We start from the raw sequence: 12,988 nt of genomic DNA on the forward strand, positions 1-12,988 counted from the left end.
GTCACGGGAGCGCCCCCTGGACAGAATGTCAGCGGAGTCGGATGATCAAATGAGTGCGGGCGGCACCGGATGAGCGGTCACGAAGTATCTGGGTCGCAGCCCCCAAGGGGCACCATCCAATGAAGCGGATTCGCGTGCGCGGCAGGCGAATCCGTTCAACCCTCAACATCTACGCCGGCCAGTGTGGATTCCGGCGGGACGGAGCGATCGTGGCGCGCAGCAGTGCGGCTCCCACCACCCCCACCCAGCACCAGGAGCTGATCTCCTGGGTCGACGAGATCGCCGCCCTCACCCAGCCGGACCGCGTGGTCTGGTGCGACGGTTCCGAGGCGGAGTACGAGCGCCTGTGCGAGGAGCTCGTCGCCAAGGGCACCTTCAAGAAGCTCGACCCGGTCAAGCGCCCCAACTCGTACTACGCCGCCTCCGACCCCAGTGACGTGGCCCGCGTCGAGGACCGCACGTTCATCTGCTCCGAGAAGGAGGAGGACGCCGGTCCGACCAACCACTGGAAGGCCCCCGCCGAGATGCGGGAGATCTTCGCAGGCAAGGACGACCAGGGCGGCATCTTCCGCGGCTCCATGCGCGGCCGCACCATGTACGTCGTGCCCTTCTGCATGGGCCCGGTCGGCTCCCCGCTGTCCGCCATCGGCGTCGAGATCACCGACTCGGCCTACGTCGCCGTCTCCATGCGCACCATGACCCGCATGGGCCAGGCCGTGCTCGACGAGCTCGGCACCGACGGCTTCTTCGTCAAGGCCGTCCACACCCTCGGCGCGCCGCTCGCCGAGGGCGAGGCCGACGTCCCGTGGCCGTGCAACACCACCAAGTACATCTCGCACTTCCCCGAGGACCGCGAGATCTGGTCCTACGGCTCCGGCTACGGCGGCAACGCCCTGCTGGGCAAGAAGTGCTACGCCCTGCGCATCGCGTCCGTGATGGCCCGCGACGAGGGCTGGCTCGCCGAGCACATGCTCATCCTCAAGCTCACCCCGCCTCAGGGCGAGTCCAAGTACGTCGCCGCGGCCTTCCCGTCCGCCTGCGGCAAGACCAACCTCGCCATGCTGGAGCCCACCGTCTCCGGCTGGACCGTCGAGACCATCGGCGACGACATCGCCTGGATGCGCTTCGGCGAGGACGGCCGCCTCTACGCCATCAACCCCGAGGCGGGCTTCTTCGGCGTCGCCCCCGGCACCGGCGAGCACACCAACGCCAACGCCATGAAGACCCTGTGGGGCAACTCCGTCTTCACCAACGTCGCCCTCACCGACGACGGCGACGTGTGGTGGGAGGGCATGACCGAGGAGCAGCCCGCCCACCTGACGGACTGGAAGGGCAACGACTGGACCCCGGCCTCGGAGACCCCGGCCGCCCACCCCAACGCCCGCTTCACCGTCCCCGCCTCGCAGTGCCCGATCATCGCGCCCGAGTGGGAGGACCCCAAGGGCGTGCCGATCTCGGCCATCCTCTTCGGCGGCCGCCGCGCCTCCGCCGTCCCGCTGGTCACCGAGTCCTTCGACTGGCAGCACGGCGTCTTCCTCGGCGCCAACGTCGCCTCCGAGAAGACCGCGGCCGCCGAGGGCAAGGTCGGCGAGCTGCGCCGCGACCCGTTCGCCATGCTGCCCTTCTGCGGCTACAACATGGGCGACTACATGGGCCACTGGGTCAACGTGGGCAAGGCTGCAATCTCCAAGGGGGACCAGTCCAAGCTCCCGAAGATCTACTACGTCAACTGGTTCCGCAAGGACGCGGACGGCCGGTTCGTGTGGCCGGGCTTCGGCGACAACAGCCGCGTCCTGAAGTGGATCGTAGAGCGCCTCGACGGCAAGGCCGAGGGCGTGGAGACCGCCATCGGCGTCCTGCCGACCCGCAAGGCGCTCGACACCGAGGGCCTGCGGATCTCCGACGAGGACCTCGACCTGCTGCTCTCGGTGGACGAGGAGGTCTGGCGCGAGGAGGCCTCGCTGATCCCCGAGCACCTGAACACCTTCGGCGACCACACCCCGAAGGAACTGTGGGACGAGTACCGGGCGCTGGTGCAGCGCCTGGGCTGATCCGGCCGGTCCGCGCCGCCCTTTCCCGGGTCCCCGGGGGAGGGCGGCGTTCGCCATGTGGCCCGGTGACCGGGGAAATTGATGCACCGTCGGCAGAAGAGTGCCCCCTGCATGCTGTTACCGTTCCGGTAAGCGTGTCCGGAAATACCGTCAATGACACGCACTTCTGCCTGTGGGGGGCTTTTCATGTCGTTGTTCAGACGTTGTGCATCCGTCCCGCTCGTCCTCGCGCTCGGTGCGAGCGCGCTCACCCTGGCCGCCGCGCCCGCGCAGGCCGCACCGGCCGGCCCCGCGGCCGACACCGTGACGAAGCTGCCGGTCCGGTCGTTCGGCCGGATGGTCGTCGACGAGGCGCACCAGCGCGTCTTCATCACCGAGAGCAGCAACTCCGGCACCACGGCGGAGAAGCTCCTCGTCTACGACTTCCGCGGAGAGCTGGTCAAGACGCTGGACGACGTCACGTCGGCCACCGGGATGACGCTCGGCGAGGACGGCCGGACCCTGTACGTCGCCGTGTCCGGCGGGGTCTACGAGTACGACACCGAGACGCTCACGAAGAAGATCAAGAATTCCTTCCCGTGGGCGGGGTGCGACCGGGAGATCGCCTTCTCCGGCGACAAGCTCTGGTACACCCACCACAAGTCCGGCGACTGCAACGGCGGGAACGAGGAACTGTGGAACGTGACCGGGCCCGCCGACGACGAGACCCGTAACCGGGACTTCGTCTACGGCATGCCCGGCCCCTGGCGCCTGGCCGCCTCGCCCAAGCTGCCCGGCAGGATGGTCCTCGGCACGGACGCCGGCCCGGCCAGGCCCAACCCGTCGCTCTACCTCCTCGACACCTCCGGCGAGAAGGTCAAGCTCCTCGCCGACCGGTCTTTCGCGCTCCCCTCGTCCGGGGCGGGACTCGACCTGAAGGACATGGCGTTCACGCCCGACGGCACCCGGCTGGCCGTCGCCGACGCCAAGGGCGGCCACCACCTCCTCAACAGCGCGGACCTCTCCGACGTCAAGACGGGCTACCGGCCGATGGCCGACGGATCCGTGCCCACGGCGGTGGCGTTCAGCAGCGACGGCAGGCTCGTCGCCCGTGGGGCGGCCACGCCCGGCGACGGCGCCGACCTCGTCGTGCAGAACGCCGACCCGGCCACCGGCACCCAGCAGCGCACCTACGCATTCGACAAGGCCGACCAGGGCGACCAGGTGGCCCAGCACGGCCTGGCCTGGGGCGAGAAGTCCGGCGCCCTCTTCGCCGTCACCACCAACGCCGAGCGCAGCGGCTACTGGCTGCGCGTGCTGCACAACCCGCAGCCGCTCCACGACGCGCGCTTCGCCGGAGAGCTCGGCATCGGTACGCAGAAGCCCGTCGCCGGGGGCCGGTTGAAGATCACCGGGCGGCTGGAGCTGGACGGTCCCGCGTCCGGCACTCCCGCCAAGGTGAGCGCGGTGCGCGAGGACGCCGACGGCAAGCACGCGGTGGGCGAGGCGACCGTGGCGGAGGACGGGACGTTCACCGTCGAGGACACGCCCTCACGCGTCGGGCAGGCGGTGTACACCGTCTCCTTCGCCGGTGACGCGACGCACAGGCCCGGCAAGGACGCCACGCTCACCGTCCAGGTGGCCAAGGCGGCGTCGGCCGTCACCCTGTCCGCGCCCGGGCGCGCGCGGATCGGCCACGCCCTGGACTTCACCGGGAAGCTGACCTCGAACGGCGCAGCGATCCCGGAGGGGCAGCTCGTCACCGTGACCCGCAAGACCCCGCTCGGCACCAAGATGCTGGGCGCGGCGCCGGTGGCGGCGGACGGGACGTTCCACATCGTCGACACGCCCTGGACGGCCGGCTCCACGACGTACACCGTCACGTGGAACGGCGACGGCACCCACGAGGGCTCTTCGGCGGCGGCCACGGTGAAGGTCGGCCTCCGCGACTGAGACACCTCTTGAGGTCACTCCTCCGGCCCCGGACATCCGGCCCCGGATCACTCCTCGCCGGAGATGCCGAGCGCCGTCGCGTGAACGCGAAGGCGCTCGGCGGCGAGGGCCTCGCCGGGGGCGTCGCCCGCGGTCGTCGCGACGACCAGCGCCTGCCCGGCGAGCGTGTGGGCCCGCTGGTGCAGGGCGGTGACGCGGGCGGGGGTGGCCTCGCCCGCGGAGGGGGCCGCACGGAGCGGGCCGTGGCCGCGCATGCGCGTGATCCGGTCGGCGAGCCGCTCCGCGGCCTCGTCCAGCGCACCGGAGGGCGCGAGGGCGCGGAGCTCGTCGGTCACGGTCAGCAGCGCGGTGAGATGCCCCGCGAGGCGGATGTCCAGCTCCTCCTCGCGGGAGCGGTGCAGGCCGCGCATGCTGCAGTTCTGTGCGGCCATGGTGTGGACCGATTGCGTCCGGATCGGCTCGTACATGGATGGCCTCCTGGGAATGCCTCAGAAGGCCATCCTAACTTGGACGGCGTCTAAAGTTGTCTTGCTTATAGAAAGATGCCTGCGGGAAGGCGATCCGCTACGGCTGCCCGTACCCGTCCAGGAAGTTCCCGATCCGGGTCACCGCGTCCGCCAGGTCCTTGGCGCTGGGCAGGGTGACGAGGCGGAAGTGGTCCGGCTCGGGCCAGTTGAAGCCCGTGCCGTGGACGACCATGATCTTCTCGGCGCGGAGCAGGTCCAGCACCATCTGCCGGTCGTCCTTGATCTTGTAGACCTTGGGGTCCAGCCGCGGGAAGGCGTACAGCGCGCCCTTCGGCTTGACGCAGGTCACGCCCGGGATCTGCGTCAGGAGGTCGTGCGCGACGTCGCGCTGCTCCAGCAGCCGGCCGCCGGGCAGCACCAGGTCGTTGATCGACTGGCGGCCGCCGAGGGCCGTGGCCACCGCGTACTGCGCGGGCATGTTGGCGCACAGACGCATGTTCGCCAGGATCGTCAGGCCCTCGATGTAGCTGTCGGCGTGGGCCTTGGGGCCGCAGACCGCCATCCAACCGCTGCGGTAGCCGGCCACCCGGTAGGCCTTGGACAGGCCGTTGAAGGTGAGCGTCAGCAGGTCGGGGGCGATGGCGGCGGTCGGGGTGTGCGTGACGCCGTCGTAGAGGATCTTGTCGTAGATCTCGTCGGAGCAGACGATCAGGTTGTGGCGGCGGGCGATCTCGGTGAGGCTGCGCAGCATCTCGTCGTCGTACACCGCACCCGTGGGGTTGTTCGGGTTGATGATGACGAGGGCCTTGGTGCGGTCGGTGATCTTGCGCTCGATGTCGGCGAGGTCCGGCATCCAGTCCGCCTGCTCGTCGCAGCGGTAGTGCACGGCGGTGCCGCCGGCCAGGGAGACCGAGGCCGTCCACAGCGGGTAGTCCGGCGCCGGTACGAGGACCTCGTCGCCGTCGTCGAGCAGGGCCTGCATCGACATCTGGATCAGCTCCGAGACGCCGTTGCCGAGGTAGACGTCCTCGACGGACAGGTCGATGCCCTTGGTCTCGTAGTGCTGCACCACCGCGCGGCGGGCCGAGAGCAGGCCCTTCGCGTCGCCGTAGCCGTGGGCGTCGCCCACGTTGCGCAGCATGTCCTCAAGGATCTCCGGCGGGCACTCGAACCCGAAGATGGCGGGGTTGCCGGTGTTCAGCTTGAGGATGCGCTCACCTGCCGCTTCCAGCCGCATGGCCTCCTCGAGCACCGGGCCACGGATTTCGTAGCAGACGTTGGCGAGCTTCGTTGACTGGATCACCTGCATGACGGCCACCATACGGGGGCCGCGGGCGGCGTGCGCGCCCTTTGCGGGCGCGCCGGAGCCGCCGCGAAGGCGCCGCGAAGCCGCTGATCACGGCGCCGCGGTGCGCCGGACGGTCCGGCCGGCCAGGACGTCCGTCCGCCGCCCGTCTTCCATCACAAAGCGTCCGGCAATCAGGACATAAGGAATGCCGGTCGGAAGCGTCCGAGGGGCTTCGAAAGTGGCACCGGCGGCGACCGTCTCCGGATCGAAGAGAACGAGGTCGGCACGGTGCCCGACGCGCACGAGGCCCCGGTCGGGCAGCCTGAGACGGGCTGCGGGGCGTGACGTGAGATGCGCCACGCACTCCTCCAGGGAGAGCACGCCGAGCTCGCGCACGTACCGGCCCAGGTAGTGCGGAAACGTGCCGTAGGCGCGCGGGTGCGGCTTGGCGCCGTGCAGGATGCCGTCGCTGCCGCCGGTGTGCACGCGGTGCCGCATGATCGTGCGGACGTTCCCCTCGTGGCCCACGTGCTGCAGGATCGTCGGCCCCAGCCGGTCCGCGATCAGCAGCCGGCGGGCGGTGGCCCACGGCTCCTCGCCGCGCTCGCGGGCGGCGCGGGCGACCGTCCTGCCGACGTGGGCCGCGGCGAGGGCCGGATCGGTGACGCCCGAGATCTCGATCGCCTCCCAGTCGATGGGCACGCCGTGGCAGCCGTCCGCGCCCTCGACTTCCATGGCGTGCCGGATCTTCTCGGCCGTCGCTTCGTCCCGGAGCCGGGCCAGGACCGCCTCCGGGCCGCCCTCGCCCGCCCAGCTCGGCAGCATCGCCACGAGCGTGGTGCAGCCGGGGGTGTAGGGGTAGGTGTCGAGGGAGATGTCCGCGCCGTCCGCGAGCGCCGCGTCGAGCAGGGCCAGCAGCTCGGGGGCGCGGCCCTCGTTCACGCCGAAGTTCATGGTGGCGTGGGCGAGGTGCAGGGCGCAGCCGGCGGCGCGGCTGAGGGCGATCATCTCCTCGTACGCGGCGAGGGCGCCCGCGCCGTACGAGCGGTGGTGCGGGCAGTAGTAGCCGCCGTACGCGGCGACGACGCGGCAGAGCTCCGTCAGCTCGGCGTCGGTCGCGTACATGCCGGGCGTGTAGGTCAGCCCGGAGGAGAGCCCGACCGCGCCCTGCGCCAAGCCCTCGGCGACGAGCCGCTTCATACGGCCGAGCTCGCCGGCGGTGGCGGGCCGGTCCTCCCAGCCGACGGCCAGCGCGCGGACGGTCCCCTGGGGGAGGAGGTAGGCGGCGTTGACGGCGATGCCCTCGCCCAGGCCCTCGTCGGCGAAGCCGCGGTCGAGGCGGTCCAGGTACTCGCCGACGGTGCGCCAGGAGAAGTCGACGTCCGAGCCGTCACCGTTCCAGCCGGTGATCTGGGCGCGGACCCCGGCCAGCGTGCGGTCGTCGACGGGCGCGTACGACAGGCCGTCCTGGCCGATGACCTCCAAGGTCACGCCCTGGGCGGCCTTGGCCTCGTGAGAGGGGTCGCGCAGGAGGGCGAGGTCGCTGTGCGCGTGCATGTCGATGAAGCCGGGGGCGAGGGCGAGGCCGTCCGCGTCCACGACGCGGTGAGCGGCGGCGGTGGGCCGGGGGCCCTCGCCCGGGCGCCGGATCTCGGCGATCCGGCCTCCGGCCAGGCCGACGTCGGCCCGGTAGGAGGGCCCGCCGGACCCGTCGATGACGCGCACGTTGCGAAAGACGGTGTCCATGAGCGGGTCCCTTCGGCGGTCGGCGTTCGGCAGCCGTTGCGGTGGGAGTTTGTGCCCGGTGCCGGGAGGTGTTGAGAGGCTGCGCCTCTCTTTTCCGCCGCGGCGGTGATCAGCCACGACGGGCCGGTTCGGCGGTGCCGTTCCGGCCTGTCGTGCCGACCCGGCCCGTCGGGCTGAGCCGCGCAGCGCCCGGCACGGGCAGGGGCAGCCCGGCCCGGGGCTAGAAGAACGTGCGGACGTAGTCCGTGACCGTGCCGTCCTCCGTGGCGAGCGGAATCAGCTGCCACTTGTCGAACACCGTGCACGGGTGCGACAGCCCCAGCCCCACCCAGTCCCCGACCTCCAGCTCCACGCCCTCCTCCAGCTCCACGAACGCGTGCTGGTCGGCCAGCCCGATCACGGTCATGCCCCCGGCCTCCCGCACCGGCCGCACCGAGCCGTCCCGCGCCGAGCGCACCGCCCGCACCACCGGCAGGTCCAGGTCGTAGGGGACGTCGCGCTTGCCCGCGTTGAGGTAGGCGCGCCCCGGCTCCGGGCGGGAGACGACCTGGGCCCAGAGGCGGAAGGCGGGGCGCAGCTCGCCTTCCTCCGGATGCCGGTTGAACGGCGTCTTCCGCCGGTACGCACCGTCGTCGTGCGTGATGTACGCCCCCGACCGCAGCAGCCTCAGCACCGGGACCGACAGCTCCGGCAGTTCCGCGAAGACCTCGGCGACCGCGTCGAACCACGCGCTGCCGCCCGCGCTGACGACCACCTCTTCCGCATCCGCGAACCGCCCCGCCTCGTCGAACCCGACGGCCAGCGCGGTCAGCCGGCGCAGCCACGCGCGGACGAGGTCGCCGTCGGCGCCCGGGATCTCCGCCTCGTAGCCGCCGACCCCGGCCAGCCGCAGGGTGCTCACGGAGGCCACGGCGTCGGCCACGGCCGTGCACTCGGCCTCGGTGCGGGCGCCCGTGCGGCCGCCGACGGCACCCAGCTCGACGACGACGTCGAGCGGACGGGAGGCCCCGGCCTCGCGGAGCGCGGCGTCCATCAGCTCGACGCCGCGCACGGAGTCGACGTAGGTGAAGAGGCGGAACTCCGGGTCGGCATCCAGCTCGGCGGCCAGCCAGCGCAGGGCGGCGGCGTCCACGACCTCGTTGGCGAGGAAGACGCGGCGTATGCCGTAGGCGCGGTAGACGCGGACCTGGGAGACCGTAGCGGCGGTGATCCCCCACGCGCCGTGCGCGATCTGACGCTCCAGCAGCTGCGGGGCCATGGTGGTCTTGCCGTGCGGGGCGAAGGCCAGGCCGTGGCCGGTGGACCAGCGCTCCATGAGGGCGAGGTTGTGGTCGAGCGCCTCGGCCGAGAGGGCGAGCACGGGCGTGGTGAAGCCGCCCGTGAACAGCGAGCGGCGCTCGGCGGCCAGCGCACCGACGGTCAGGCCCTCGGCGTCCGGGGGCAGGCCCTTGAAGCGGTGGTCGACGCGGGTGTCCGCGAGGCGGGTGACGGCGTCGGTGGTCGCGTCGGCAGCGGCAGCGGTGGCGTCGGCGGTGGCCATGGAGCCTCCCGGGGAGTCGTGTGTACGTGTGGTGCGTGTGTACGCGTCGTGCGTCGCGCCTGTTGCGCATTGTGCAATGCCCATTGCGCACAGCGCTGGCTGCTGTCTAACATCCGGCCAAGTACGGGGTCAACGGTCGTCTCACGCCCCGGGAGCGACCGTGACAGGACGCGTACACAACCGGACGCGTACACCACCGGACCGAGGAGCGAGGCCGACCGTGACCGCAGCCGCCGCCCCGCCGCCCGTCCGGGAGGCCGCCGACGTCGTATGCCTCGGCGAGTCGATGGTCGCCTTCCGCCCCGCGCGGCCGGGGCCGGGCCCGCTCGCCGACGTGCCGTCCTTCGACCGGGGCATCGGGGGAGCGGAGTCCAACGTCGCCTGCGCACTGGCCGCCGCCGGGCACCGGGCGAAGTGGGTGGGCCGGGTCGGCGCGGACGCCTTCGGAGACCACCTGGTCGCGGCGATCGCCGCGTACGGCGTGGACGTCTCCGCGGTCCAGCGCGACCCCGGACGGCCGACGGGCGTGTACTTCCGTACGGCGGGGGAGCGGGGCGTGGGGCTCCCTGCGCCGCGGGGATCCCTGCCCGGGCCTCTCCCCGGGCCTCTGTCCGCACCCCAGCCCGCACCCCTGTCCGGGCCCCTCTCCGAAGTCCTCTACTACCGTTCCGGATCCGCCGCCTCCGCCATGTCGCCGGACCTCGTCCGCCGCGCGAGCGCATGGTCCGGCCGCATCCTGCACCTCACCGGCATCACCGCCGCGCTCTCCGCCGGCTGCCTCGCCCTCGTACACGACCTCACCGAGCGCGCCCCCGGCCGCCCCCTCGTCTCCTTCGACGTCAACTACCGCGTGGCGCTGTGGCGGGACGCCCCCGGCGACCCCGCCCTCCTGGCCGCCCTCGCCCGCCGGTGCGACCTCGTCTTCGTCGGCGAGGACGAGGCCGAGGCGGCCTGGGGCGTCCGCGGTGCCGCGGCGATACGGGCCGCGCTGCCGGAGCCGCGGGTACTCGTCGTCAAACACGGAGCCGCGGGGGCGACGGCGTACGTACGGGCTGCCGACCCCTCGTGCCACGGCGCCGGTGCCGGCGCCGCGTACGCCGCGTACGCCGACGCAGTCGTCTTCGTCCCCGCCCTCTCCGTCGACGTCGTCGCACCCGTCGGCGCCGGGGACGCGTTCGCCGCCGGCTTCCTCTCCGGCACCCTGCGCGGGCTGAGCGTCGAGCGGCGGCTGCGCCACGGCCACCTCATGGCCGCCGCCGCACTGGCCTCCCCCGGCGACCTGGCCGCCCCGCCCCCGCGCGACCTCGCCGACCGCCTCGCGGCCCTCGGCCCCGAGGCGTGGGGGAGGCTGCGTCTCGGCCCGGGCTGGACCACGGACCGGCCGGCGGCCGCCCGCACCGGACCAGCCACACCCACCGGGCCAACCACACCCGCCAGCCCTACCGACCTCAGCCCCACCGACCCCGGCCCCACCGGCGCGAAGGAACGCACATGAGCCAGACCGTCGACCGCGCCCTGCGGATCCTGCCGCTGCTCGCCGAGGGGCCGGCCAACCTGGAGCAGGTGGCGGCCCGCCTCGACGTCCACAAGTCGACCGCGCTGCGCCTGCTGCGCACCCTCCACGAGCACGGCATGGTCTACCGGCAGCAGGACCAGCGCTACCGCCTCGGCACCCGCCTGTTCGCCCTCGCCCAGCAGGCCGCCGAGAACCTCGACGTCCGCGAGATCGCCCACCCGCACCTCGTCGCGCTCAACGAGCGGTGCGGGCACACCGTGCACCTCGCCGTGCACGAGGACGGCGAGGTCCTCTACATCGACAAGGTCGAGAGCCGCTACCCCGTACGGATGTACTCGCGCATCGGCAAGCCCGTCGCGATCACCGTCGCCGCCGTCGCCAAGCTGCTCCTCGCCGACCTGCCCGAACCCGAGCGGCGCGCCGTCGCCGAACGGCTCGACTACCCCGCCTACACCGCCCGTTCGACGCCGGACGCCGGTGCGTTCCTCAAGGAGCTCGCGACCGTGCGCAAGCAGGGCTGGGCCACCGACTTCGGGGGCCACGAGGAGTCCATCAACTGCGTCGGCGCGCCGATCCGCGGTACGGACGGGCGCGTCGTCGCCGCCTGCTCGATCTCCGCGCCCAACGTCGTCGTCGGCTCGGGGGAACTCCTCGAACTCCTCCCGCTGCTGCGCCGCACCGCCGACGCCATCAGCGCGGAGTACTCCGGCACCACACCGCCACCCCTGCAGAAAGCGAAGCCATGACCGAGAAGACCGCCGTCACGCCCGCCACCCACACCGCCCCGCCCGCGAAGTTCTCGCACGGGGTGAAGAAGGGCAACATCCTGCAGGTCGCCGGGCAGGTCGGCTTCCTGCCGGCGGTGGAGGGGCAGCCTCCGACGCCCGCCGGGGACACCCTGCGCGCCCAGACCCTGCAGACGCTCGCCAACGTCAAGGCGGTCCTGGAGGAAGGCGGCGCGACCTGGGAGGACGTGATCATGATGCGGATCTACCTCACCGACACCGCCCACTTCGCCGAGTTCAACGAGATGTACGACGCGTACTTCGCCGACCTGAAGTCCGTCCCCGCCGCCCGTACGACCGTCTACGTCGGCCTCCCCGCCGGCCTGCTCGTCGAGATCGACGCACTCGCCGTCCTCGGCTGACGGCCGATCGCAGATCTTGCGCGTGCTCTCTTGGCAGTGCGGGATTATCTCATCGTTGAAGGCGTTCTGCCGGTATTTAGCCAATGTGGTGATAGGCGCCAACGGCATGGTCTTGACTGTCTTCGGATCGAGGGGGTGGGCCAGGTGATCCGTGCATACAAGTTCCTTATGCGGCCCACCGTGGGTCAGCAGGGTGCGCTTGCCGCGATGCTGCGCCATCATTGCTCGTTCTACAACGGCGCGTTGCAGGAACGCCGTGATGCCTACCAGCACGTCTCGAAGACGACGGTCCGTTACGGGCAGCAGTCTGCACAGCTCAAAGAGATCCGGGCGTTCGACCCGGAGTGTCAGGGCCGCTGGTCGTTCAGTTCCCAGCAGGCGACGCTACGGCGTCTGGATAAGGCTTTTTCCGCATTCTTCCGCCGTGTCAAGGCCGGGGAGAAGCCTGGATATCCGCGCTTTCGTGGCGTAGGCCGGTTCGACACAGTGGACTTTCCCAGGGACGGGGACGGCTGCCGGTGGGACTCCACTCCGCACGACCCGGTCACCCGCGTCCGGTTGCAGGGTGTCGGGCACGTCAAGGTGCATCAGCACCGGGCTGTGGCCGGCAAGGCGAGTTCGTGCCCAACCCCCGTCACGGCCAGCAGGTCGCCGCGCAGCTCGAAACCGCACAGCAGGCGCTCTCCCGGTGCAAGCGCGGATCGAACCGCCGCTGCAAGATCGCCCAGAAGCCGGCACGGCTGCACCGCAAAGTCCGCCGCCGACGACTCGACCACGCCCACAAGACCGCGCTCACTCTCGTGCGTGAGCACGACTTCATCGCGCATGAAGACCTCAAGATCCGCAATATGAGCCGGGCTCCCGCACCGAAGCCCGACCCCGGCCAGCCGGGCAGTTTCCTGCCCAATGGGGCGGGCGCAAAGGCCGCGCTCAACCGCTCAATCGCCGATGCCGGATGGGGGTGTTCCTCGCGATCCTTAACGCCAAGGCGGAAGGCGCCGGACGGGTAGTGATGGCGGTGGACCCCCGCAATACCTCCCGGCGGTGCCCCGAATGCGGGCACACCGCCAAGGAGAACCGGCCCACCCGGGAGAAGTTCCACTGTGTTTCGTGCGGCCACACCGCGCACGCGGACACAGTGGGCGCGATCAACGTTCTACGGGCCGGGCTGGTCCGTCGCGAAGCCCAACCGGCATAGCGAGAAGCCACCCTCCTTTAAGCGGGTGGAGGAGTCACGACGCACGCCTTCCTGCCGCCGCGCCCCGGCCTGGTGGCCGCCGCCGGGCTGCTGCACGTGGATC

9 protein-coding genes and 1 pseudogene are annotated in these 12,988 nt (G+C 71.7%); 6 read left to right on the forward strand and 4 right to left on the reverse strand.

What is annotated here, in order from left to right; all coding sequences use genetic code 11:
* Positions 1 to 209 precede the first annotated feature (209 nt).
* Together IE241_RS18845 and IE241_RS18850 are read left to right on the forward strand one after the other, a co-directional pair.
* Positions 210 to 2,051, forward strand: coding sequence for a phosphoenolpyruvate carboxykinase (GTP) (locus IE241_RS18845; RefSeq protein WP_190022960.1), 1,842 nt, complete (start codon positions 210 to 212; stop codon positions 2,049 to 2,051).
* Between the two features lie 186 nt (positions 2,052 to 2,237).
* Positions 2,238 to 3,983 (forward strand): Ig-like domain repeat protein, encoded by a 1,746-nt coding sequence (locus IE241_RS18850; protein ID WP_190022961.1) that lies wholly within the window; start codon positions 2,238 to 2,240, stop codon positions 3,981 to 3,983.
* Between the two features lie 47 nt (positions 3,984 to 4,030).
* Here the strand turns inward: IE241_RS18850 and IE241_RS18855 are convergent, their stop codons facing one another.
* The 4 genes from IE241_RS18855 to IE241_RS18870 all read right to left on the reverse strand — a co-directional run bounded on the left by IE241_RS18855 (position 4,031) and on the right by IE241_RS18870 (position 9,024).
* A complete protein-coding gene (locus IE241_RS18855; protein ID WP_190022962.1) occupies positions 4,031 to 4,450 on the reverse strand; it encodes an SCO4983 family protein in 420 nt (139 codons plus the stop codon).
* Positions 4,451 to 4,547: 97 nt separating this feature from the next.
* Positions 4,548 to 5,759 (reverse strand): pyridoxal phosphate-dependent aminotransferase, encoded by a 1,212-nt coding sequence (locus IE241_RS18860; RefSeq protein WP_190022963.1) that lies wholly within the window; start codon positions 5,757 to 5,759, stop codon positions 4,548 to 4,550.
* A gap of 87 nt (positions 5,760 to 5,846) precedes the next feature.
* Positions 5,847 to 7,484, reverse strand: a complete 1,638-nt coding sequence (locus IE241_RS18865) for an N-acyl-D-amino-acid deacylase family protein (protein WP_190022964.1) — start codon at positions 7,482 to 7,484, stop codon at positions 5,847 to 5,849.
* A 220-nt stretch (positions 7,485 to 7,704) separates the two neighbouring features.
* Entirely contained in the window at positions 7,705 to 9,024 is a 1,320-nt protein-coding gene (locus IE241_RS18870; RefSeq protein WP_229899491.1) for an amino acid deaminase, read from the reverse strand.
* 286 nt (positions 9,025 to 9,310) lie between these two features.
* Here IE241_RS18870 and IE241_RS18875 point away from each other — a divergent pair, with 286 nt between their 5' ends.
* The 4 genes and pseudogenes from IE241_RS18875 to IE241_RS18890 all read left to right on the forward strand — a co-directional run bounded on the left by IE241_RS18875 (position 9,311) and on the right by IE241_RS18890 (position 12,885).
* Positions 9,311 to 10,519: a sugar kinase gene (locus IE241_RS18875; protein WP_229899536.1), complete on the forward strand. Its 1,209-nt coding sequence runs from the start codon at positions 9,311 to 9,313 to the stop codon at positions 10,517 to 10,519.
* Positions 10,516 to 11,286 (forward strand): IclR family transcriptional regulator, encoded by a 771-nt coding sequence (locus tag IE241_RS18880; RefSeq protein ID WP_190022967.1) that lies wholly within the window; start codon positions 10,516 to 10,518, stop codon positions 11,284 to 11,286. The genes IE241_RS18875 and IE241_RS18880 overlap by 4 nt, the downstream gene beginning before the upstream one ends.
* Positions 11,283 to 11,687, forward strand: a complete 405-nt coding sequence (locus IE241_RS18885; protein WP_190022968.1) for a RidA family protein — start codon at positions 11,283 to 11,285, stop codon at positions 11,685 to 11,687. The genes IE241_RS18880 and IE241_RS18885 overlap by 4 nt, the downstream gene beginning before the upstream one ends.
* 144 nt (positions 11,688 to 11,831) lie before the next feature.
* Positions 11,832 to 12,885 (forward strand): annotated as a pseudogene (locus IE241_RS18890) (RNA-guided endonuclease InsQ/TnpB family protein).
* Positions 12,886 to 12,988 lie beyond the last annotated feature (103 nt).

This window comes from Streptomyces hiroshimensis (assembly GCF_014650335.1).
Classification (GTDB): Bacteria; Actinomycetota; Actinomycetes; order Streptomycetales; family Streptomycetaceae; genus Streptomyces; species Streptomyces hiroshimensis.